The sequence below is a fragment of the Peribacillus sp. FSL M8-0224 genome (assembly GCF_038003055.1).
Taxonomy (GTDB): Bacteria; Bacillota; Bacilli; order Bacillales; family DSM-1321; genus Peribacillus; species Peribacillus frigoritolerans.
The window spans coordinates 337,992-359,761 of the sequence record NZ_JBBOOJ010000001.1 but is presented as its reverse complement, the minus strand read 5'-3'; the positions used below and the strand labels follow the sequence as shown (position 1 = coordinate 359,761).

Sequence of the window (21,770 nt, the reverse complement as noted above, 5' to 3'; positions counted from 1 at the left end):
TGAGGAGGAGTTACGTGTTCTTTAAAAACGATGACAAGATTGACCGCAGAGCCGTGAATATTGCTTATTTTGCAACCTTTATATTCTGGTCTGTGGCACTTCTTATAAATTCTGCTTTCGAATTCTATAACAAGGAATTCATTTCTAGTTCATTTATTATTCTTCTAATGGGACTAGCCGTTTTCTTTCTTACTGAATTTATCGCTACAAAAATTAGGAGATCTCAGGCTCATAAATAACCTGAGATCTCTTTTATTATTTTCTTGCAGCGCAAGACCAGCTATGAGTTGCACCTATTCTAACATCTGTGATAACAACGCCTTTGCTGTATTTATTGCATTTGTTTAGGGCGGCTACTCCCAATACAGGTATAGCTACGAGCATTGCAGTCAGAAGAGTAGGGTTTTTCGCAAAAGCCTTCGCTATTGCCGATAAAACTGCCCATGTTCCACCATAAAGTCCTGCATCTTTAATAATATTATTAACTTGTGTATTTGAAAGGTAATACTTTTTAACAGCGCCTATGGATGAGGCAGAAACTTGTCCACTAGCTTCTTGTTTAGTAGAAGCTACATTTACATTATTCATAGACTGATAGTAAGTTGCAAGCGTGGCTATAGCCTTTTCAGCATCATCACCATTCTCTTTGACTACCTGTTCAAATATGTAATAGAACTCTTGTGCCTCTTTGCTAAGTTTGTTAATTTCACTTTGCTTGTTCTTGGACAGGTTATCCATATTTAAGTTACTCTGATCCAATTCATTAACGACATCGATTAATTCCTGCGTGTCACCAATTTGTTCTTTACTAACTTGCACGGTTGGCGTATCGACTCCTGTCGAAGCGAATGATGCAGATGGTGAAATGCAGCTAAGTAGAGTAACGGCTGATATAACACTGACGATTCCTTTTTTAAATTTCATACTTCCAATCCCTCCCAATTTCTCCAAACAAGTCAATTATACTAGATTCGACACCATAAAAATACATTTTTTTATATTTTTGTGCAAAATAGGATATACTAACGTTTTGTAAATGGTTATTTTGACGAAGTAAGCCGAAACTTGAAGAATTTTAAAAAGTCACCCAGGATGAAATACCTATTAAGTGTCAGTGTCTGGAATTATGAAATTTTCTTGAATGAAGAATATGATTTCCTTTGTAAACCATTTTTTATGGTAAATAAAATATTGATTTTAAAATAAAAAATAAGCCTCCTCGATAGGCTCGTTTTTTTACTGCTTATTCAAAGTTTAATTTAACAAATTGAGCTTCTTCTTCAGGAGTAAGAACTCCGGTTGCTTTACCGACATTTCCATTTTGTTCTCCCCAAAGGTAATTGTGTTCTTCCACTATATCGTCGAAGTTTCCTTCTTTCCATTTTCCTACGATTCTCAGCAATTCACTTTTATAGTCGATCATTTCACTATCATCAATGAAATTATAGAGTGCATTGATGTTTTCAGAATTCATTTCAAGGTTGTACCATTTTTCTTCAGAAACTACTTTTTGATGAGTCATACTATGCATTGTTTTCATAACGTCTTCTCTTTTTGAAGCTGGTCCAAGTCCTAGTTCATATAGAACTTCTTCATTTTCTAAAGCTGGTTCTTCCGTATATTCTTCGTCAGTTGTCTCAAAGTCCGTTGTCTCCAAAACAGGAGATGTATCTTCTTGCGTTTCTTCATAATTTTTAGCATTCTGATTGATTGTTATTATTACTGAGATAGCTGCGGCAGCTACTATAAGTCCAAACATTGACCATCTAAATTTATTCATTATAAGTTCCTCCGAGTCATAGTTCGATTATCACTCATTTCAGTTACATCCTTTTATGGATAAGCTAACCATTATTATATTAACATAAACTATTAACAAATAATCTTAAACTATTAAGTAACCATATAGATAGATATAAAATTTTTATCTTTTAATAATAAAATTGAGCATAAGTTATTAATCCCATCTAAATCTAAATTGATTAGATGGGATTAATAATCACTCTGTATTGGCCATTAAACTATTCCCTATATAAATTCTATATAAAATTTATTGGAGACCAATACAGAGCATCCCGAGACTTCTAAGGATTATATAAATCTTACCAGTTAATTAATTGAACATTGGAATTATTTAATCTTCCTTCAAATATCTCATAAGGATCAATTTGTCCATGCTTCAATTGGCTTTTATATAAGGTGTTTTCTAAGCAAGTTCTAAAGTAAGTTCCAAATTTATCTATATCAGGATTTGCTTCTACCTCTTTTAAGACCCTATAACAAACTTCTTTACTCAATCCTTTTAATCGATATTCAGAAATTAATTTATTTATCATTTCATCGTTGTTAACCGATTCTTTGTTAACAAAATAATTATTAAAATAATTATTTTGTTCTTTTTTATTTTTCTTTTTATAAGCTGGTAACTTTTGTACAGGCTTGGATTGCTCTTTTGTTATTGCTAGGGTTACACATTTGTCATAGCTCAAAAAATCTTCAGACTGTTTCTGTGCTAAAGTTCCTTGTACATTTTCCTCGTTTAGGTCTGCTCTTTTGTCAGAGCTGACAACAACTTTTGGAAGTAAATGCTGCACTATTTTATCTGTGATATGAAAGTACTTCTTAGATGGCGAACCCATGATTACCGATTCGATATATCCTGCATCTTCTAAATCCTTAATTGCTTTCAATTGCTGCCTGTATGATAAAGCTGTTTCTTCTTCCAAAACTCCACTTAGTTAAATAGAAGTACTCTTTACCATCTCGTACAGTTAGCATTTTCTTACTTCCAAAACTTTCATAACTTGAACATAACTGTCCAAAAATAATTGCTCCGTTGACTGATACTTCATGAGCTAGTTCTTTATTGAACATAACAAACGCATTGCCTCCAAGTATGGATAATAAATTCATGTTCTTTTTCCCCTTTTGATACAGAAAAAGAAACTTGCTAAAATTTAATTAGAAGTTAATTCTTCTGTTTTTTATGTAGAGATGGTAGAGCCGCCAAACTCATTTGCCATCTCTTTTATTATTAAAAGACACCGAACATTCGTTTGTAAAGTATAGATTGGGATATATTACCTATATTTTTAATCCTCTTAATGCTCCGTGCAACTTATGCTTTTGCTCCAGATCTTGTCCCCATAAATTCACATATCTTTTAGTAACAGTGATATCTGTATGACCAAGTAAATGCATTAAAGAGAATGCATCCACACCTGAAACAATCATCCTCTTAGCCATCGTATGTCTAAATGTATGAGGACTAACTCGCTTATTTATCATTGCTTCCTTCCCATACTTAGTAAGCCTAGTTTGAATGCTATGTCGATTTAATTCTTTATTATCCTGGCTTATGAACAGTTTGGTCGTCTCAACGTCTCCTCTTATCTTTATATATCTGCTTAGCTGCTCTTGTGTCGTTTCAGATAAGTAAACCGTTCTTTCAAAGAGATTTTTTGTTCTTCTAATAATGATAATGTTCCCCCTAACATCATCTACTTCAATGCCTACAAGTTCAGACAATGTGACTCCAGTATCTAGGAAAACAAGTATGATTACTTCATCTCTAAAGGATATAAACGTTTTTTCTTTTCTAATTGTCCTTATAAGTTTCTCAATTTCTTCTTTATTGTTTCAATTGTCTTTTGTCTATCCCTTAATAATTTGATGTTCCTCATTGGGTTCTTAACGATTTGCTTACATAAAAAGTTATAGAATGCTCTTAGAGCTCTCAACAGGGTATTAATAGTAGTAACTTTCATTAGTTCCTTACTCTGAAGAATTAAGCTTTCTACGTCCTTTTGTACCCATTCAACGAGCTGCTTATTAATTATCTTCTTTGCTCCATGAAATTCATTTTTGTAGTATTCAATCGCGGCTGGTCTTAAGTTTCTTAAATAGCAGTCCTTAAAAAGGCTTCATATGCTTCATCATCTGAAATCTCTTCTTAATAATTCTTAGTTCATCTTCCCGTTAATTCTTTACTTCTTCTCATTACGACCTCCTACGCACACGATTCGCAGCACACGATTCTTAGTTATTTTTGTCGTGTAAAAGACAAAGAAAAAAGGCCTCAACAATTAAGTTGAGACCTTGATTCTATAAGCTTTCATGATACCGGTGGCCGGGGTCGAACCGGCACTCCAGAGGAACACGATTTTGAGTCGTGCTATAAAGAGTCTCCGTTTCCCTAACGAGTAGAGAACCGTGACGTCAGCGTTTATATATTATCGTTCAGTATTTAAGAGTATTACGATGCGTACGATTATATCACTTAAACGTAATTGTACACGGACAGGCTTCTGAAAGCAATACCAACTGTTAACTCTCGTCCTCCGTTTTCACGCCTATTTAATAGGAAGAAACACGGAAATATCAGCGGAATTTATTCGATAACTTCCACGGCAATTATGTCGGCCATCTTTACCGATAAATATCCAAGCTACTTGTCATAAATTCAGACATACTTTTGCTCGATTATCTGTAGAAGCATCTGCTGGTATCTTTGAACTTCAAGCAATTTTAGGACATACATCAATGGAAATGGTAAAGCACTATGTAAATTTGTTTTCTGATGACGTTATCAGAAAGCACAAAGAGTTTTCACCGATTGAAAATATAAATAAAAAAAGGGTACGAAATTAAGTCGAATGAAAAAAAGAGACAAGGTACTCGCAATACCCTGCCTCCAAACATTTTAAATCAATAATCCTATAAAACTAAATATGGAATTTCCTTATCCTTATAGTATGGAAAAAAATTCGATGTTGCAAGGTGTCTTTAGTATTGCCTTTTTTAGGGTATTCCCTTGTGAGCTGCCGTTAAGCACAAGTTAATAGACAAAAGAAAGGAAAAAATAGCTGATTTTAAGCAGGAGAAAACTGTTCTACAATTCGATTTTTCTAGCTTTATCGACAGTGAAAAGTTAGAACCGTTTACTGTAGAACTGCCAAAATAATGCACTAGCATCTATTATGTCCACATGCACTTAGTGTTGCAACAAAATATAGTTAGGACCACGAGGACAGCGTACATTTTGGTTAGCTGTCTTTTTTATGGCAAAAGAGAACATTAAATCTAGATACAGTCTATATTATCCTTATTCAAGGGAACTATATAACCAATTAACTTAATGATGTCAGGAGCAGGGGGATTAATAATGAAAGTACTGTCGATGATCCAGCCTTGGGCAAGCTTATTTGTCCTTAGGGAAGCCGAATATGAAACAAGGACTTGGAGAACGCATTATCGGGGTCCTCTTGCTATTCATACGAGCAAAAAAGTAGATAAGCCCACCTGTAGACTGGATGGAGTTGCCGAGCTGCTGGCTAAGCATGGGTATACAGAAGATAATCTGCCGACCGGAATGATAATTGGAGTCTGCAAGCTGAAAAACTGTTTGAAAATAGAAGAAAACAATGGAAACTGGGCGGTCTTAGAAGATAGTCGGGTTATTCCAGGGAACGACTTGTTTTTAGGGGATTACAGAGTTGGCGGCTATGCCTGGGAAATTGAGGACATGCGGATGCTCGATGAATATATTCCTGCAAAAGGGCAGCTTGGGCTGTGGGAGTTTAGCGGAAAGATATAAGTATCAAACCATAGTGGCACTGAATCTGGAAATTCTATGCTTGTGGTTCTCTTTGGGGTTGCCATTTGATTAGGAATTTACTGTTTTTTTGGTGGTTTTTCATAGTTCTGAGACTAATTAAAGAAAACCCCGAATTAATTCGAGGCGCAGCGTACTTCAAGAGTAAAGCTTGTCCAAGTTCAGTGAGTACGAATGAATCGACATAATCAACATTCCTCTTACTTTTTTATGCAGATTTCTTTAAGGCTGTTACTTATTTATTTCCCACCTTATCTAAATGTTGTTACAGTAAATATTATTATTAAGATTCCAAATAAATATAAACAGAAACTTTCCCAATGAAGAAAAGGAAATTTATCTTTAGTCGTGAGTTTCAACTCTTCTGTTACCCATTTTGACTGCATCACTTGAAAAAATCCAAAATGAGTAATAATATGAGTGCCAATTGCTTGCTTTGATATACCTATTTCAGATTCTTTTTGAATCTCTTTCAATCGTACCTTATAAGGTGCCAAATCTATTTCTTCTGTATATTTAACTTCATTGTACATAGTCCTTAGTTCATTAAACAAAGAATGGAGCTTCTTTCCTGCTACCTCATATTGGTCCTTGTTATCGCCATGGAAATCTAAAACTAGACCTAAAATACCTACAATGATGAGGACAGCAGATATTACATCACCTACATTCGTATGTACAGTTTCTTTATAAATGTTGGTCAACTGCATAATACCAATGAATATCGTTATACAACTGATCAGCCTTGGAAAAATACGATATAAATCATAGGTCATAAAATGCTTTTTACCACCGAAACCAATAGCGTAGCCAGTTTCAGCTATATTTTTTAGTAATGAGTCTTTTTCACCCATACACAATCCCTCTCTTAGCGTGGATAATAGGTACCAAAAATTTCCCTCCATGTTTTATAGGCAATGGTAGGATACTCTTTGTCATCTTTAATCGCTTCAACAGCCTTTAAATATCCCTGCTTTGCTTTATACTCAAATTTTCCTTTGCGATATACTTTAGCGCCACAACCACGCGCTTTCCAAAACGTTTGTTCTTGATTTCTTTCAGATAAGTATTTTAAAAAGTCCCTTGTCATCCAATCATAATAGGTATAGGATTTATCATTATTTTCATACCCATCTAAGAAATTTATAACAAGCGTTTCAAGAAGCATTCCTGAAATAGGGACATTATTTTGGTTTCTCCAAGATTTCATAATACGGACGAGTTTTTTTACATTTTTATTGTACTGATTATTTAATTGATTTATTGCATTGATTTCAAGAATAGGATAGGTGACTTTCCAGCTTCCCCCATCATTTGAATCAGGATAGGTGTAACTTTCTCCCCCTTTGTTTTTAAAAGCAGGAACCACTTCAAACATCATGCCGTCACTAAAATTAACAACAATAACTTGTCCATCTCCACCTATATCTGTATTGACGTAGGTTTTTTTAATCGAAGACCTTACTTCTTGAAGCAATGCAGATTGTCCGTTACCTAAGTAATCGTTATACCTAGCATAAGTGGCATACGGAAGTTCAATCAACATATCTACATCGCTAAATCCTTTAATTGCCGTTCCTCTCCCATATGAACCTACGTATCTTGAATAACTTGATGAAGAATCCAGATCTCTAAAGTCAAGATTCAATCTTCTCGTAATTCTTTTATACCGTTCTGAGACTAAATCATGGTTTTGTGTGCGTGTATTTTGTACAAGTACTTTAAAATTATCATAAGTTCCCAATAATTACCTTCCTTAGAAACAATTGCTAACTTATTTTATCAAATAATACATAGATATTGGTTAATCTTAGGAAATAAAAAGTATTTATTGAGGTAAAAAATTTCTTCTTAAACTAACCTGCCCCGTTGGTTCAACAAGAAAAAAGCTGCCTTAGAGACAGCTCCGAACTTCAGCTAACGCACCGTTTAGTTGAACAACTCCAGGGCTTATTTAAACTGTTCATAATTTCCTTTGGATTAGAGATACCGTTCTCAATAAAAATAGTTGCCTATCCTTAAACAATTTCATATAAGCTTCTTCAATCATATTTGAATTTAGGTGGGCTACTAGGCATACATCCAATCCAAGCTTTGACCCTGAACATAAACTTGGATATAAGTCTAATTTCAATAAGGAGTGAACCTCGAATTATGGTATATACACGACAAATGCCATCTGCCCTGAGTCCCTGGGGTCTTCAAAATTGTTTGTATCGTTTTACGTACTTGTGGCTTAGAAACGGAGACAATTTCTGGTTTTATTTGACGACTGTCGGGGAATCAAGAGTTTATGGATATAGGTTTTTCGGCGGAAGATGGAATAATTATTCGGTTGCTTTAAGAGATATTGTTAACTTCCATTGTTCTCCTCCGACTCCAACTCTATATTAAAACACTGTGACTGACCCTCGTAATCGTATCGTTCAGTCTTACTTTAAAAGCGTCTGTGCTTTCGCATAATCAGAGATCGTTTTTTTGAATCGAATACTGTGATCACCAGATATCCGCCACTGCATGTTCTCATCCATCATGTATAAGACAATTTTTTTCAGTAAACTATATGTAATCAATATCAGTGCGGGGCGTACGGTTGTTACCAGCAACCGGCGCTCTTTTTTTATTTTTATAGTAGATACTTTAAAGGTGAAAATTCTTTGTGCTTTTCTTTAACATCATCACTATATAAATTGACGTATATTCTAACCATTTCCATAGAGGTATGTCCTAGTATTTGCTGCAGTTCAAAGATGCCAGCACCTTGTTTAACAGCCCTCTTCGCAAAGGTATGACAAAACGTATGACAAGAGCACCGTACATTTTTGATCTTGGACTTTTCCCCATAATAAGAAATTCTGTTTTGTAATTGGCATTTAGAAAGCGCAGTATTGTCCATGGTCACAAGCAGAGCATCCGTTTCACACTTACCACGGATAGAAAGATACTTCTTTAGCTGAGCCCTCATCTTCGATTGAAAAGGCACTAATCTCTCACGATGCCCCTTAGTATTGCGTATAAGGATCATCGAGTCTTCCCACCGTATATCATCCGTTTCTATACCAATCAATTCCGATGCCCTGACGCCTGTTTCGAGTAACAGCAGCATTATTGTATAATCTCGTACGCCAGTAAAAGTCCTTAAGTCTGTAGATTTAAGTAGCTTATGTATTTGTTCGCGAGTAAACGTTTCTATAACCGTCCGCCGGTCTTTAAGTAGCTGAATGTTAGTGAAGGGATTCTTCGAGATATAGCTGTGCTTATACGCGAAATTAAAGAACGCTCTTATCGCCCTAAGACGTGTATTAATTGAAACAATCTTTAACTCCAGAACATCCTTCGCATAGATAATAAATTGATTAATGTGATCCGGTTTTATCTTCGCCGGCGTAGTGTCGAGTTCTAGCGTTTCTAACGCCTTTCTAAACGACATTAATTCGTTAGAGTAATAGGTTAATGTATGAGGACGCAAATTACGCAGATTTCCGTCTTGAAGGAATAGCATGAAGAGTTCGTCAAAGTTGAAACTATCGTGGATTACTTCGGATTGGATAACTTTCATTTCGCGTTGATTAAGTTGATTATTACGACGTGCCATATATATCGCCTCATTCCGATTAGTTAGCGATACTACGCACACGATTGACTGCGTACGATAATTTACGTCGAGTCGTGTAATTTACGCAAATAAAAAACGTTCCCTACCGAAGTAGAGAACGCTGACGTCACCGCATTTAAGGCGACTTCTTTTTGATACCGGTGGCCGGGGTCGAACCGGCACTCCAGAGGAACACGATTTTGAGTCGTGCGCGTCTGCCAATTCCGCCACACCGGCATGTATGTTGGAGGCGGCAACCGGAATCGAACCGGTGGTAAAGGTTTTGCAGACCTCTGCCTTACCGCTTGGCTATGCCGCCAACGTTTTTTGGAGCGAAAGACGGGATTCGAACCCGCGACCCCAACCTTGGCAAGGTTGTATTCTACCACTGAACTACTTTCGCATATGGCTGGGCTAGAAGGGATCGAACCTTCGCATGACGGAATCAAAATCCGTTGCCTTACCGCTTGGCTATAGCCCATTAACGTTGTAATCATTATATCATATTTTTTAAAATGGGGCGACTGATGGGAATCGAACCCACGAATGCCTGAACCACAATCAGGTGCGTTAACCACTTCGCCACAATCGCCATTATATAATTTAAATTGGCAGGGGTAGTAGGACTCGAACCCACACTGGAGGTTTTGGAGACCTCTGTTCTACCTTTAAACTATACCCCTGTAATAAAATGGTGGAGGGGGGCAGATTCGAACTGCCGAACCCGAAGGAGCGGATTTACAGTCCGCCGCGTTTAGCCACTTCGCTACCCCTCCGCATATGGATGAAACATGGTGCCGGCAAGAGGACTTGAACCCCCAACCTACTGATTACAAGTCAGTTGCTCTACCAGTTGAGCTACACCGGCACTACTATGGTGGCTCAGGACGGAATCGAACCGCCGACACAAGGATTTTCAGTCCTTTGCTCTACCGACTGAGCTACTGAGCCAAACAATAAAAATGGCGGTCCCGACGGGAATCGAACCCGCGATCTCCTGCGTGACAGGCAGGCATGTTAACCGCTACACCACGGGACCATAGATTGCGGGGACAGGATTTGAACCTGCGACCTTCGGGTTATGAGCCCGACGAGCTACCGGACTGCTCCACCCCGCGACGGTAATAATGTTACTATTTTGCATCAAGTTTTCGTGTTAAGCGTTTCAATGGGCTGAATAATCAATCCTTTATGCAGAAACAACCTGATCTTATTGAAAATGGTGGAGGATGACGGGATCGAACCGCCGACCCTCTGCTTGTAAGGCAGATGCTCTCCCAGCTGAGCTAATCCTCCAATATGTTGTCTAAATGGTGACCCGTACGGGATTCGAACCCGTGTTACCGCCGTGAAAGGGCGGTGTCTTAACCGCTTGACCAACGGGCCAGGTATAAATGGCGGAGAGCAAGGGATTTGAACCCTTGAGACAGGGTTACCCGTCTACACGATTTCCAATCGTGCTCCTTCGGCCACTCGGACAGCTCTCCAATAATGGCTCCGCAGGTAGGACTCGAACCTACGACCGTTCGGTTAACAGCCGAATGCTCTACCACTGAGCTACTGCGGAACAATATAAGCTTGGCGACGTCCTACTCTCACAGGGGGAAACCCCCAACTACCATCGGCGCTGAAGAGCTTAACTGCCGTGTTCGGAATGGGAACGGGTGTGACCTCTTCGCTATCGTCACCAAACAATGTTAACATTTTTTCAAGACATATATTATTATAACGTCTTTTTGAGAAAATGCAAGAAGAAATTTTCATTCCTTCAAAACTAGATAATAAGAAGGTATTTCATTTTTTAAAAAGCGTTGGTTAAGTCCTCGATCTATTAGTATCAGTCAGCTCCACATGTCACCATGCTTCCACCTCTGACCTATCAACCTGATCATCTTTCAGGGATCTTACTAGCTTGCGCCATGGGAAATCTCATCTTGAGGGGGGCTTCATGCTTAGATGCTTTCAGCACTTATCCCGTCCGCACGTAGCTACCCAGCTATGCCTTTGGCAAGACAACTGGTACACCAGCGGTGCGTCCATCCCGGTCCTCTCGTACTAAGGACAGCTCCTCTCAAATTTCCTGCGCCCGCGACGGATAGGGACCGAACTGTCTCACGACGTTCTGAACCCAGCTCGCGTACCGCTTTAATGGGCGAACAGCCCAACCCTTGGGACCGACTACAGCCCCAGGATGCGATGAGCCGACATCGAGGTGCCAAACCTCCCCGTCGATGTGGACTCTTGGGGGAGATAAGCCTGTTATCCCCGGGGTAGCTTTTATCCGTTGAGCGATGGCCCTTCCATGCGGAACCACCGGATCACTAAGCCCGACTTTCGTCCCTGCTCGACTTGTAGGTCTCGCAGTCAAGCTCCCTTGTGCCTTTACACTCTACGAATGATTTCCAACCATTCTGAGGGAACCTTTGGGCGCCTCCGTTACTCTTTAGGAGGCGACCGCCCCAGTCAAACTGCCCACCTGACACTGTCTCCCACCCCGATAAGGGGCGCGGGTTAGAATTTCAATACAGCCAGGGTAGTATCCCACCAACGCCTCCACCGAAGCTGGCGCTCCGGCTTCTCAGGCTCCTACCTATCCTGTACAAGCTGTACCAAAATTCAATATCAGGCTGCAGTAAAGCTCCACGGGGTCTTTCCGTCCTGTCGCGGGTAACCTGCATCTTCACAGGTACTATAATTTCACCGAGTCTCTCGTTGAGACAGTGCCCAGATCGTTACACCTTTCGTGCGGGTCGGAACTTACCCGACAAGGAATTTCGCTACCTTAGGACCGTTATAGTTACGGCCGCCGTTTACTGGGGCTTCGGTTCAAAGCTTCGCTTGCGCTAACCTCTCCCCTTAACCTTCCAGCACCGGGCAGGTGTCAGCCCCTATACTTCGCCTTGCGGCTTCGCAGAGACCTGTGTTTTTGCTAAACAGTCGCCTGGGCCTATTCACTGCGGCTTTTCTGGGCTATTCACCCTAAAAAGCACCCCTTCTCCCGAAGTTACGGGGTCATTTTGCCGAGTTCCTTAACGAGAGTTCTCTCGCACACCTTAGGATTCTCTCCTCGCCTACCTGTGTCGGTTTGCGGTACGGGCACCTTACATCTCACTAGAGGCTTTTCTTGGCAGCGTGGAATCAGGAACTTCGGTACTATATTTCCCTCGCCATCACAGCTCCGCCTTAATGGAAACGGGATTTGCCTCGTTTCCGGCCTAACTGCTTGGACGCGCATATCCAACAGCGCGCTTACCCTATCCTTCTGCGTCCCCCCATCGTTCAAACGATGTATAGGTGGTACAGGAATATCAACCTGTTGTCCATCGCCTACGCCTTTCGGCCTCGGCTTAGGTCCCGACTAACCCTGAGCGGACGAGCCTTCCTCAGGAAACCTTAGGCATTCGGTGGAAGGGATTCTCACCCTTCTTTCGCTACTCATACCGGCATTCTCACTTCTAAGCGCTCCACCAGTCCTTCCGGTCTGACTTCAACGCCCTTAGAACGCTCTCCTACCATCGACACCATACGGTGTCAATCCACAGCTTCGGTGATACGTTTAGCCCCGGTACATTTTCGGCGCGGAGTCACTCGACCAGTGAGCTATTACGCACTCTTTAAATGGTGGCTGCTTCTAAGCCAACATCCTGGTTGTCTAAGCAACTCCACATCCTTTTCCACTTAACGTATACTTTGGGACCTTAGCTGGTGGTCTGGGCTGTTTCCCTTTCGACTACGGATCTTATCACTCGCAGTCTGACTCCCAAGAATAAGTATTTGGCATTCGGAGTTTGACTGAATTCGGTAACCCGTTGGGGGCCCCTAGTCCAATCAGTGCTCTACCTCCAATACTCTCATCTTGAGGCTAGCCCTAAAGCTATTTCGGAGAGAACCAGCTATCTCCAGGTTCGATTGGAATTTCTCCGCTACCCACACCTCATCCCCGCACTTTTCAACGTGCGTGGGTTCGGGCCTCCATTCAGTGTTACCTGAACTTCACCCTGGACATGGGTAGATCACCTGGTTTCGGGTCTACGACCTCATACTCATTCGCCCTATTCAGACTCGCTTTCGCTGCGGCTCCGTCTCATCAACTTAACCTCGCATGAAATCGTAACTCGCCGGTTCATTCTACAAAAGGCACGCCATTACCCATTAACGGGCTTTGACTACTTGTAGGCACACGGTTTCAGGATCTATTTCACTCCCCTTCCGGGGTGCTTTTCACCTTTCCCTCACGGTACTGGTTCACTATCGGTCACTAGGGAGTATTTAGCCTTGGGAGATGGTCCTCCCTGCTTCCGACGGGATTTCTCGTGTCCCGCCGTACTCAGGATCCACTCAGGAGGGAACGAAGTTTCAACTACAGGGTTTTTACCTTCTTCGACGGACCTTTCCAGGTCGCTTCATTTACCCCGTTCCTTTGTAACTCCATGTTGAGTGTCCTACAACCCCAAGAGGCAAGCCTCTTGGTTTGGGCTAATTCCGTTTCGCTCGCCGCTACTCAGGAAATCGCGTTTGCTTTCTCTTCCTCCGGGTACTTAGATGTTTCAGTTCCCCGGGTCTGCCTTCAGTACCCTATGTATTCAGGTAAAGATACTGTTCCATTACGAACAGTGGGTTTCCCCATTCGGAAATCTCCGGATCAAAGCTTACTTACAGCTCCCCGAAGCATATCGGTGTTAGTCCCGTCCTTCATCGGCTCCTAGTGCCAAGGCATCCACCGTGCGCCCTTTCTAACTTAACCGTTAAAAAAGATCTTACAGATGCTTTGAAAAAAATTAATTGCCTTCTATCTATTATCTAGTTTTCAAGGAACAAAGCAGAAAGAATCCATCACATCGTGATGACTGTCTTTCCTATTTGAATGAATTACTCATTCAAAACTGAACAAAACAAAAGCGCTCTCGTAATTATCCTTAGAAAGGAGGTGATCCAGCCGCACCTTCCGATACGGCTACCTTGTTACGACTTCACCCCAATCATCTGTCCCACCTTAGGCGGCTGGCTCCATGAAGGTTACCTCACCGACTTCGGGTGTTACAAACTCTCGTGGTGTGACGGGCGGTGTGTACAAGGCCCGGGAACGTATTCACCGCGGCATGCTGATCCGCGATTACTAGCGATTCCGGCTTCATGCAGGCGAGTTGCAGCCTGCAATCCGAACTGAGAATGGCTTTATGGGATTCGCTTACCTTCGCAGGTTTGCAGCCCTTTGTACCATCCATTGTAGCACGTGTGTAGCCCAGGTCATAAGGGGCATGATGATTTGACGTCATCCCCACCTTCCTCCGGTTTGTCACCGGCAGTCACCTTAGAGTGCCCAACTGAATGCTGGCAACTAAGATCAAGGGTTGCGCTCGTTGCGGGACTTAACCCAACATCTCACGACACGAGCTGACGACAACCATGCACCACCTGTCACTCTGTCCCCCGAAGGGGAAAGCCCTATCTCTAGGGTTGTCAGAGGATGTCAAGACCTGGTAAGGTTCTTCGCGTTGCTTCGAATTAAACCACATGCTCCACCGCTTGTGCGGGCCCCCGTCAATTCCTTTGAGTTTCAGCCTTGCGGCCGTACTCCCCAGGCGGAGTGCTTAATGCGTTAGCTGCAGCACTAAAGGGCGGAAACCCTCTAACACTTAGCACTCATCGTTTACGGCGTGGACTACCAGGGTATCTAATCCTGTTTGCTCCCCACGCTTTCGCGCCTCAGTGTCAGTTACAGACCAGAAAGTCGCCTTCGCCACTGGTGTTCCTCCAAATCTCTACGCATTTCACCGCTACACTTGGAATTCCACTTTCCTCTTCTGCACTCAAGTTCCCCAGTTTCCAATGACCCTCCACGGTTGAGCCGTGGGCTTTCACATCAGACTTAAGGAACCACCTGCGCGCGCTTTACGCCCAATAATTCCGGACAACGCTTGCCACCTACGTATTACCGCGGCTGCTGGCACGTAGTTAGCCGTGGCTTTCTGGTTAGGTACCGTCAAGGTACCAGCAGTTACTCTGGTACTTGTTCTTCCCTAACAACAGAACTTTACGACCCGAAGGCCTTCTTCGTTCACGCGGCGTTGCTCCGTCAGACTTTCGTCCATTGCGGAAGATTCCCTACTGCTGCCTCCCGTAGGAGTCTGGGCCGTGTCTCAGTCCCAGTGTGGCCGATCACCCTCTCAGGTCGGCTACGCATCGTCGCCTTGGTGAGCCATTACCTCACCAACTAGCTAATGCGCCGCGGGCCCATCTATAAGTGACAGCGTAAACCGTCTTTCCATCTTCTCTCATGCGAGAGAAGAACGTATCCGGTATTAGCTCCGGTTTCCCGAAGTTATCCCAGTCTTATAGGCAGGTTGCCCACGTGTTACTCACCCGTCCGCCGCTAATCTCAGGGAGCAAGCTCCCGTCGATTCGCTCGACTTGCATGTATTAGGCACGCCGCCAGCGTTCGTCCTGAGCCAGGATCAAACTCTCCGAAGAAATGTTTGACTTGCTCATTTGCTTTTTTCGATAGTGTGTGCTCACTTAAAATTTAACGTTGGCGCTTTGTTTTGTTCAGTTTTCAAAGAGCAATTTCGATGTCGTCTACTTCGTAAGCGACTTTTACATCTTATCATGTTTTCAACTCTGTTGTCAACATGTTTTTTTATTTTTTTTGTTTTGATGAAGCTGCGAAAGCTGATGTCCCGCAGCGACATGTATTAATATAACACCTATATTATTATTGGTCAACAATAAAAATGAATTTTTTTAAAAGTTTTTTGATACACGATAAAACCGATGATATACCTCGTGCCCTTTTGTCTCCGCTTTGATGACGTCGATTACCTTCTTCTCTATCAAGTATTCCAATAAAACGCCTAGGTCGACTGAATAAAACTTAACTTCCGGATGCTCCATAAGCTCCGCAATCGTCCACGGTTCTTCTTTCATCCCCATTATTTCGATCAAATGCTGTGAACCTGCATTCGTCCTCGAATAAATAAGAAATTCACTCGCAAGGAATAGAAGCTCCAATCTTTTTTCGAGCGTTTCCTCACTGCTGATCAATTCTTTATACAACTTGTAAATTTCAGGTTCCATATGCTTCACTTGGTTCCAGACAGTAACCTCCGGATAAAAGCCTTGTTCTATTATCTCCAAACGGGCCAAATGATGCAGGGAATGAACGATATGATTGTATGCCTCAAGATGATGGCCTTTTTCAAAGAAGCTTTTTCCATCCATGTACCTGCGAATTAACTTCGCGAACTCCATCCCCATCTTTAACTTCCTTCCATAGAAGGGGAACTCCCGAAGTTCGCTTTTCAATCGGTCCAAATATTCATTACGGTCAAAAAGGACCTTCCCGTTATATATCCAGTCAACCACTTTGCGGTTCGTGCCTAATAGGAGCCATTCTTTTAACTGGTCTTCCTTTACGATATGCAGGGCCGCCTTTTTATCCTGGTATGTGTAATGTTTTAAAAACACGGCCTCTTCTGCTTCGTCTGCAATTACAAAAAGGATGTAGTCAAACGTATCGGTAATCGGGCTATTATCCTCTCTTTTTTCTACTAACAAGATTCCAAGTGTAGATTTTAAACTTGCTCGCTCTTGATAAATCGGGCGAAGGATATCTTCCATCATAAATTCCTCCAAAACCTTTTTTTTAGATTTTCGACAAAACTCTTCAAATTCCTGCTTAGTTCCCTTACCCCAAACCATTTCAATTCAAAAGTAATATGTATCCTTTATTTCTTTTTTGTTCCATCCATTGTTTATGTTATAGTTAAAGTTATATTTTAGGAGGGACAATCCATGGCTAAATATTCTAGCAAAATCAATAAAATACGCACTTTTGCTTTGAGTTTGATCTTCATTGGCTTTATCGTAATGTACCTTGGGCTTTTCTTCAAAACACATCCTGTTGTCATGACGATTTTCATGGGGCTGGGCCTTTTATTCATAATCGCAAGCACAGGGGTTTATTTCTGGATTGGAATGCTTTCTACAAAATCGATCCAGGTTGTCTGCCCTAACTGCAGCAAACCTACAAAAATACTAGGACGTGTAGATATTTGCATGCATTGTGAAGAACCATTGACACTTGACAAAAAGTTGGAAGGCGAAGAATTCAATGAGAAATATAACCGAAAAAGCCTGCATGACTAAGTCGATTAGCTGAATTCCCTTTCAGGAAGGCTTTAACAATTGTATCATTTCTTCATAACATGAAAAAAAGTTCCAACCAAGTGGAGGAACTTTTTTTAATGCGATTCTTTTTTCGCACAATCCATACAGTCGCCGTAGATTTCCATCCGATGGTGACTAACATTGAAACCAGTGACTTGTGCTGCGAAATGCTCGACTTCATCCAAAGCAGGATAATCGAAGTCCACAATTTTTCCGCAAGTTTGGCAAATTACATGATAATGATTCGTCGTCACAAAATCAAACCTTGCCGAAGAATCACCATACGTAAGTTCTTTTACCAAACCTACCTCACGGAACACACGCAGGTTGTTATAAACCGTTGCCACACTCATATTCGGAAACTTGCCTTCCAGCGCTTTATATATATCATCAGCGGTAGGGTGGGACATGCAGCTTATCAAATACTCAAGTATCGCATGGCGTTGAGGAGTTATTCTTACACCGGTATCTTTTAAGGAATCCAACGCTTCTTTTAACTGAACTTCAGACACCGTCATCCACCTCTTTTTCTCATTAAGTATGCATTCTTAAATTATAATGTTTATAAATAGTGTACCTTTTATGCGTTGAATTTGTCAATAATTCAATGGCTTAACCATTCTTTTTTAGTTTATTCATGAAGACTTTGATTCTTTCCCATTTTTGCATTGGGTTTAGTATCCCCTAGATAAGTCGATTACGTTGGTGAAGTCTTTTCCAGCTCTCAGGTATTCAAGCATATTTTTTTCGAATATGGCAAAGGTTCTTGGTAAATATTCTCCGCTTTTACTTGAAAGATGCGGTGTGACTGTAACATTCTCCATCCTCCAAAACGGATGCCCTTTTCCTAAAGGTTCCGGATCAAATACATCCAAGATGGCATGAGACAATTCCCCGGCATCCAGGGCTTCGATCAGCACTTCATCGTTAATCAGGTCACCGCGGCCAATATTCACGAATACTGCAGATTCTTTCATGGCTTTGAAGTGTTCTTTTTGCAGAAGGCCCTTCGTTTCATCCGTACTTGGCAGGACGGATACAATATAATCGGCTCCCGGTATGGCTTCCAATAAATGCTCCAGGTCATAAAGGTGATCGATGGATTCCACCGGTTTCCCGCTCCGGTTCATTCCTATCGTCTTCATCCCAAAGGCTTTCCCAAGTCGAGCCACTGCCCCTCCAATTGCACCCACACCCATTACGAGCATAGTCTTGCCATTCAATTCCCCGACTTCAATCTTTCTATCCCACAATTCTTCCTTTTCATTCTTCATAAGCAGCTTCAATTTCTTTTCATATTGCAAAAGCATCCCTATCGTATACTCGGCCATCGGGATTTTATGAATGCCTCTAGCGTTGGTCACCATAATGCCTCGTTCCTCGATGGCTTTAAATGGCATTAGTTCCATCCCTGCACTCATGACCATGATCCATTTCAAGTTCGCTGCTTTCCCAATGATTTCTTCAGTTAAATCTTCACCATATGTAATTAAGATTTCCGCTTCACGAAGCGGCCCATCCTTCCATCCTTTTTGATAAATGAAGTTCAAATCAGGAAAAGCTTTCATCATTTTCGTTTGGATACCTTCATTCGGAATGACAGTCGAAAGTACTAACATGTTTATCTCTCCCTTTTAATTAACATAAAAAAACACGGGCTCTATGTGTCCCGCGCAACTTTCTCTGAGGAGGTATTCCCTTAATAAAGCATATTCGGGTGTCCCCTTTTTGAGTTGGACAAAAGCCTTACCCTTATTAAAAAAGGCTTTATTTTAAAGAATTTGGGTTTAATGCATGTAATTCCGGCAAAACAAAAAAGCCATCCCTTCTGATCAGGACGTCGTCGAAATAGATGTCACCGCCCCCATATTCCGGACGCTGGATCAAGACCATATCCCAATGTATCGATGACCGGTTTCCATTATCCGCTTCATCATAGGCAAGCCCGAGAGCCAAATGCAGACTCCCGCTTATTTTCTCATCGAACAAAATATCGTCCATAGGTTCCAATATGTATGGATTGATTCCAATAGCGAACTCCCCTATAAACCGGGACCCTTCATCAATATTCAGGATTTGGTTCATTTCAGGGTCACGATTGGAAGTCGCTTTAATGATTTTCCCCTTTTTGAAGTTTAATTCTATGTCACTAAAGGTGATTCCTTCATAGGTTGTGGGTGTGTTGAAGGATATCCTTCCATTGAGACTATCTTTTATGGGTGCCGTAAATACTTCCCCATCCGGTAAATTCTTTTTTCCGGCACATATGACGGCCGGCATGCCTTTGATGGAAAAGGTCAAATCTGTCCTTGGTGAAACGATCCTGACTTTGTCAGTACGTTGCATCAATTGTTTTAACGGCTTCAAAGCCGCCTCCATTTTCCCGTAATCCATTGTGCATACGTTCAAAAGAAAGTCTTCGTACCTATTGAAGGTCATGCCGGCTTTTTGCGCTGATGCCTTGGTGGGGTAATTAAGTAAGACCCAACGTCGGTTGTTTACATAAAAAAGTGTAGGGGAATTCATGGCCTCCCCTTGAAGACGGTGCCTCTCGATGGGAACATCAGTCATTTCCGCATTGTTTTCTTCCCCAGTGATGATGATGACCGCATCGATATCCGTATATTTCTTCAAGGCCCATTGTGAAGCTGTGTCAAGCTGCTCCTTCACATTCCCTAGTAACAGGTGGCGGCTTATCTCATCGTCCTCGAGTTCCACATATGGATAAGCACCCACTCTGTATATTTCATCAATCAACTCTTTCAATAATGGTTTCGTGTTGATATGCCCCCGTATGAGGATTCTCTCTTTTGGCTGTAATTGTATCGAATGATGAATCAGCCTGGCTGCAAGCTTCGTTATCCTCTCATTCTTCATCTGCCTATCCCTTATTTTTCGAGTTCGCGAAGAGTTTCAAGCGCTTCTTCGACGTGGCCTTTAACCTTTACTTTACGCCATTCTTTGACTATATTTCCTGCCTTATCAATCAGGAAAGTTGAACGTTCAATGCCCATATACTCCTTGCCGAAGTTCTTTTTCAATTGCCAAACATCAAATGATTCAGCCGCCTCATGATTTTCGTCAGCCAGCAGCAGAAAAGGCAATCCATGTTTTTCGATGAATTTTTCATGACGTGCCGCTGGATCTGGGCTGATACCTAGGATGACCGCGTTCAATTCCTCGAATTGCTCATTATGGTCCCGGAAATCACAGGCCTCCGTCGTGCAACCTGGCGTCATGTCTTTTGGGTAAAAATATAAAACAATGTTTTTCCCCTTAAAATCCGATAGGGAAACCATTTCACCATTGTTTGCAGGGAGTTTGAAATCAGGTGCTTTTTCTCCAATTTTAACAGTCATATTGAACCCTCCATTTCTTTCATTATGGTAAGAGTACCCAATAATCGAAAGAAACACAACTTTCATTTATCCTTCCTATCTTTCTGCTCCAGATCGATCACCGTCCGAATCACGAACGCTGCCGGCAGTGTATACCCAATGAAGGCCTGAATGGTAGCTATCATCCTGCCCATGCCAATCGGGGCTATATCTCCATACCCTACAGAAAACATCGTCATCGCACTAAAATAAAAAGAAGTCTTCAATTGTTCATAGAAAGTCCCATCCAACCGATTGCCCATATCAAGAATCACCGAATGATTCTGAAGCTCGTATAATAAATATATCAGTGCAAATCCAACTAATATCGTCGCATATAAATTGCCAAGCCACAGCATATCCTCAAGAGAAAACTTCTTTCCTCCCGACTCAACAAGAAATAACGTACGAATGCTCATCACCATGCAAAAAATGATTCCTGCAATCAAGATGTAGAAAGTCATCCCCCACGCCCCATTTCAAAACGCCACTCCCTCTATACATACTCCCTGTCCAAACAATATATTCTTTTTTAGGAATCAGCCCTATCACCGACTAACTCATTAAACGGAAACTTTCCCGAATCTTTTTTCCATGTTGACCCTTTTGGTCGGATATGTTAAGATTGTCTAAATTTTTATAATAATTTTTATTTTATAAATATTTGACCTGCAAACAATTAACAAGGCAGGTTTTGCAAAATTTCATATGTGGAAATAGGTTCCTAATTTTCATTAGGATTAAAAGGGAAGTCCGGTGTAATTCCGGCACGGTCCCGCCACTGTAATGGGAATGTTAGCGTCAATCAATATGCCACTGATCAACGGATCGGGAAGGCCAGCCGCTAATGATATTCCCTAAGTCAGGAGACCTGCCTATCTCGACAACACTGTTTTAACCTACGGGAGATAGGGAGGTGTTAGGGACCTTATAATTGTAAGGGGCATTATGCATGCCTCTTTATTTTAAGCATTTCTAACTTTCTTTTTTGACTGTTAGGAATGCTTTTTTTATTGTT

The 21,770-nt window shown here is 41.5% G+C and carries 16 protein-coding genes, 15 tRNA genes, 3 rRNA genes, 1 pseudogene and 1 riboswitch; of the genes and pseudogenes, 3 read left to right on the top strand and 32 right to left on the bottom strand.

Annotated elements, in window-relative coordinates; genetic code table 11:
* Positions 1 to 255 precede the first annotated feature (255 nt).
* The 5 genes from MKX49_RS01735 to MKX49_RS01715 all read right to left on the bottom strand — a co-directional run bounded on the left by MKX49_RS01735 (position 256) and on the right by MKX49_RS01715 (position 3,582).
* Positions 256 to 924, bottom strand: a complete 669-nt coding sequence (locus tag MKX49_RS01735) for an OmpH family outer membrane protein (protein ID WP_106028442.1) — start codon at positions 922 to 924, stop codon at positions 256 to 258.
* Between the two features lie 319 nt (positions 925 to 1,243).
* On the bottom strand, positions 1,244 to 1,780 hold the full coding sequence (locus MKX49_RS01730) for a DUF6241 domain-containing protein (protein ID WP_340874447.1): 537 nt from the start codon (positions 1,778 to 1,780) through the stop codon (positions 1,244 to 1,246).
* A 322-nt stretch (positions 1,781 to 2,102) separates the two neighbouring features.
* The gene (locus tag MKX49_RS01725) at positions 2,103 to 2,726 is read right to left on the bottom strand and encodes a hypothetical protein (protein ID WP_340874445.1); all 624 of its coding nucleotides are present in this window, start codon (positions 2,724 to 2,726) and stop codon (positions 2,103 to 2,105) included.
* Positions 2,677 to 2,913 (bottom strand): hypothetical protein, encoded by a 237-nt coding sequence (locus MKX49_RS01720; RefSeq protein WP_053087397.1) that lies wholly within the window; start codon positions 2,911 to 2,913, stop codon positions 2,677 to 2,679. The genes MKX49_RS01725 and MKX49_RS01720 overlap by 50 nt, the downstream gene beginning before the upstream one ends.
* A gap of 171 nt (positions 2,914 to 3,084) precedes the next feature.
* The gene (locus MKX49_RS01715) at positions 3,085 to 3,582 is read right to left on the bottom strand and encodes a tyrosine-type recombinase/integrase (RefSeq protein WP_340878437.1); all 498 of its coding nucleotides are present in this window, start codon (positions 3,580 to 3,582) and stop codon (positions 3,085 to 3,087) included.
* Positions 3,583 to 4,440: 858 nt separating this feature from the next.
* Between MKX49_RS01715 and MKX49_RS01710 the strand changes: the two are divergent.
* Both MKX49_RS01710 and MKX49_RS01705 read left to right on the top strand, forming a co-directional pair.
* Positions 4,441 to 4,650, top strand: a pseudogene (locus MKX49_RS01710) (tyrosine-type recombinase/integrase); the annotation flags it as partial.
* Between the two features lie 514 nt (positions 4,651 to 5,164).
* Positions 5,165 to 5,596 (top strand): ASCH domain-containing protein, encoded by a 432-nt coding sequence (locus MKX49_RS01705; protein WP_340874444.1) that lies wholly within the window; start codon positions 5,165 to 5,167, stop codon positions 5,594 to 5,596.
* A 269-nt stretch (positions 5,597 to 5,865) separates the two neighbouring features.
* Here MKX49_RS01705 and MKX49_RS01700 read toward each other — a convergent pair whose 3' ends face one another.
* The 22 genes from MKX49_RS01700 to MKX49_RS01595 form a co-directional block, all read right to left on the bottom strand.
* Positions 5,866 to 6,468 (bottom strand): SLATT domain-containing protein, encoded by a 603-nt coding sequence (locus MKX49_RS01700; RefSeq protein WP_340874443.1) that lies wholly within the window; start codon positions 6,466 to 6,468, stop codon positions 5,866 to 5,868.
* Positions 6,469 to 6,482: 14 nt separating this feature from the next.
* Positions 6,483 to 7,358 (bottom strand): SMODS domain-containing nucleotidyltransferase, encoded by an 876-nt coding sequence (locus MKX49_RS01695; protein ID WP_340874442.1) that lies wholly within the window; start codon positions 7,356 to 7,358, stop codon positions 6,483 to 6,485.
* Between the two features lie 882 nt (positions 7,359 to 8,240).
* Positions 8,241 to 9,209, bottom strand: a complete 969-nt coding sequence (locus tag MKX49_RS01690) for a tyrosine-type recombinase/integrase (protein WP_340874441.1) — start codon at positions 9,207 to 9,209, stop codon at positions 8,241 to 8,243.
* A gap of 156 nt (positions 9,210 to 9,365) precedes the next feature.
* Positions 9,366 to 9,446, bottom strand: a tRNA-Leu gene (locus MKX49_RS01685).
* Positions 9,447 to 9,454: 8 nt separating this feature from the next.
* Positions 9,455 to 9,528, bottom strand: a tRNA-Cys gene (locus MKX49_RS01680).
* A 9-nt stretch (positions 9,529 to 9,537) separates the two neighbouring features.
* A tRNA-Gly gene (locus MKX49_RS01675) sits at positions 9,538 to 9,612 on the bottom strand.
* Between the two features lie 3 nt (positions 9,613 to 9,615).
* Positions 9,616 to 9,690, bottom strand: a tRNA-Gln gene (locus tag MKX49_RS01670).
* A 35-nt stretch (positions 9,691 to 9,725) separates the two neighbouring features.
* Positions 9,726 to 9,801: transfer RNA gene (locus MKX49_RS01665), tRNA-His, on the bottom strand.
* 17 nt (positions 9,802 to 9,818) lie between these two features.
* Positions 9,819 to 9,892, bottom strand: a tRNA-Trp gene (locus MKX49_RS01660).
* 9 nt (positions 9,893 to 9,901) lie between these two features.
* A tRNA-Tyr gene (locus MKX49_RS01655) sits at positions 9,902 to 9,985 on the bottom strand.
* A gap of 16 nt (positions 9,986 to 10,001) precedes the next feature.
* Positions 10,002 to 10,077 (bottom strand) — tRNA-Thr (locus tag MKX49_RS01650).
* A 7-nt stretch (positions 10,078 to 10,084) separates the two neighbouring features.
* Positions 10,085 to 10,160, bottom strand: a tRNA-Phe gene (locus tag MKX49_RS01645).
* Between the two features lie 12 nt (positions 10,161 to 10,172).
* Positions 10,173 to 10,248 (bottom strand) — tRNA-Asp (locus MKX49_RS01640).
* A 5-nt stretch (positions 10,249 to 10,253) separates the two neighbouring features.
* Positions 10,254 to 10,327, bottom strand: a tRNA-Met gene (locus MKX49_RS01635).
* Positions 10,328 to 10,429: 102 nt separating this feature from the next.
* Positions 10,430 to 10,505, bottom strand: a tRNA-Val gene (locus MKX49_RS01630).
* A gap of 15 nt (positions 10,506 to 10,520) precedes the next feature.
* Positions 10,521 to 10,595: transfer RNA gene (locus MKX49_RS01625), tRNA-Glu, on the bottom strand.
* 9 nt (positions 10,596 to 10,604) lie between these two features.
* Positions 10,605 to 10,696 (bottom strand) — tRNA-Ser (locus MKX49_RS01620).
* Between the two features lie 5 nt (positions 10,697 to 10,701).
* Positions 10,702 to 10,776 (bottom strand) — tRNA-Asn (locus MKX49_RS01615).
* Positions 10,777 to 10,785: 9 nt separating this feature from the next.
* Positions 10,786 to 10,901: ribosomal RNA gene (gene rrf / locus MKX49_RS01610) — 5S ribosomal RNA — on the bottom strand.
* Between the two features lie 119 nt (positions 10,902 to 11,020).
* Positions 11,021 to 13,953, bottom strand: a 23S ribosomal RNA gene (locus tag MKX49_RS01605).
* Positions 13,954 to 14,129: 176 nt separating this feature from the next.
* A 16S ribosomal RNA gene (locus MKX49_RS01600) occupies positions 14,130 to 15,680 on the bottom strand.
* The 16S, 23S and 5S rRNA genes sit together here with 15 tRNA genes alongside, the layout of an rRNA operon.
* Positions 15,681 to 15,950: 270 nt before the next feature.
* On the bottom strand, positions 15,951 to 16,826 hold the full coding sequence (locus tag MKX49_RS01595; RefSeq protein WP_340878435.1) for a nucleotidyltransferase-like protein: 876 nt from the start codon (positions 16,824 to 16,826) through the stop codon (positions 15,951 to 15,953).
* Between the two features lie 174 nt (positions 16,827 to 17,000).
* On the opposite strand from MKX49_RS01595, the gene MKX49_RS01590 reads away from it, so the two are divergent.
* Positions 17,001 to 17,354: a YgzB family protein gene (locus tag MKX49_RS01590; protein WP_034305326.1), complete on the top strand. Its 354-nt coding sequence runs from the start codon at positions 17,001 to 17,003 to the stop codon at positions 17,352 to 17,354.
* Between the two features lie 95 nt (positions 17,355 to 17,449).
* Here MKX49_RS01590 and perR read toward each other — a convergent pair whose 3' ends face one another.
* From perR to MKX49_RS01565, 5 genes are all read right to left on the bottom strand, one after another.
* Positions 17,450 to 17,893 (bottom strand): peroxide-responsive transcriptional repressor PerR, encoded by a 444-nt coding sequence (gene perR, locus MKX49_RS01585; protein WP_034305329.1) that lies wholly within the window; start codon positions 17,891 to 17,893, stop codon positions 17,450 to 17,452.
* 156 nt (positions 17,894 to 18,049) lie between these two features.
* On the bottom strand, positions 18,050 to 18,994 hold the full coding sequence (locus MKX49_RS01580; protein ID WP_340874439.1) for a D-2-hydroxyacid dehydrogenase: 945 nt from the start codon (positions 18,992 to 18,994) through the stop codon (positions 18,050 to 18,052).
* A gap of 148 nt (positions 18,995 to 19,142) precedes the next feature.
* Positions 19,143 to 20,252, bottom strand: coding sequence for an aminopeptidase (locus MKX49_RS01575; protein ID WP_340874437.1), 1,110 nt, complete (start codon positions 20,250 to 20,252; stop codon positions 19,143 to 19,145).
* Between the two features lie 11 nt (positions 20,253 to 20,263).
* On the bottom strand, positions 20,264 to 20,734 hold the full coding sequence (gene bcp / locus MKX49_RS01570; protein WP_340874435.1) for a thioredoxin-dependent thiol peroxidase: 471 nt from the start codon (positions 20,732 to 20,734) through the stop codon (positions 20,264 to 20,266).
* A 62-nt stretch (positions 20,735 to 20,796) separates the two neighbouring features.
* Positions 20,797 to 21,216, bottom strand: coding sequence for a potassium channel family protein (locus tag MKX49_RS01565; RefSeq protein WP_034305333.1), 420 nt, complete (start codon positions 21,214 to 21,216; stop codon positions 20,797 to 20,799).
* A 237-nt stretch (positions 21,217 to 21,453) separates the two neighbouring features.
* A riboswitch (cobalamin riboswitch) is annotated at positions 21,454 to 21,645 on the top strand.
* Positions 21,646 to 21,770 lie beyond the last annotated feature (125 nt).

Excerpts from the sequence above, each read along its gene's own strand:
- MKX49_RS01690 (WP_340874441.1), bottom strand. The coding sequence starts at position 9,209 with ATGGCACGTCGTAATAATCAACTTAATCAACGCGAAATGAAAGTTATC.
- MKX49_RS01730 (WP_340874447.1), bottom strand. The coding sequence starts at position 1,780 with ATGAATAAATTTAGATGGTCAATGTTTGGACTTATAGTAGCTGCCGCA.
- perR (WP_034305329.1), bottom strand. The coding sequence starts at position 17,893 with ATGACGGTGTCTGAAGTTCAGTTAAAAGAAGCGTTGGATTCCTTAAAA.
- MKX49_RS01565 (WP_034305333.1), bottom strand. The coding sequence starts at position 21,216 with ATGACTTTCTACATCTTGATTGCAGGAATCATTTTTTGCATGGTGATG.
- MKX49_RS01720 (WP_053087397.1), bottom strand. The coding sequence starts at position 2,913 with ATGAATTTATTATCCATACTTGGAGGCAATGCGTTTGTTATGTTCAAT.
- MKX49_RS01590 (WP_034305326.1), top strand. The coding sequence starts at position 17,001 with ATGGCTAAATATTCTAGCAAAATCAATAAAATACGCACTTTTGCTTTG.
- MKX49_RS01705 (WP_340874444.1), top strand. The coding sequence starts at position 5,165 with ATGAAAGTACTGTCGATGATCCAGCCTTGGGCAAGCTTATTTGTCCTT.
- MKX49_RS01595 (WP_340878435.1), bottom strand. The coding sequence starts at position 16,826 with ATGGAAGATATCCTTCGCCCGATTTATCAAGAGCGAGCAAGTTTAAAA.
- MKX49_RS01700 (WP_340874443.1), bottom strand. The coding sequence starts at position 6,468 with ATGGGTGAAAAAGACTCATTACTAAAAAATATAGCTGAAACTGGCTAC.
- bcp (WP_340874435.1), bottom strand. The coding sequence starts at position 20,734 with ATGACTGTTAAAATTGGAGAAAAAGCACCTGATTTCAAACTCCCTGCA.
- MKX49_RS01580 (WP_340874439.1), bottom strand. The coding sequence starts at position 18,994 with ATGTTAGTACTTTCGACTGTCATTCCGAATGAAGGTATCCAAACGAAA.
- MKX49_RS01735 (WP_106028442.1), bottom strand. The coding sequence starts at position 924 with ATGAAATTTAAAAAAGGAATCGTCAGTGTTATATCAGCCGTTACTCTA.
- MKX49_RS01575 (WP_340874437.1), bottom strand. The coding sequence starts at position 20,252 with ATGAAGAATGAGAGGATAACGAAGCTTGCAGCCAGGCTGATTCATCAT.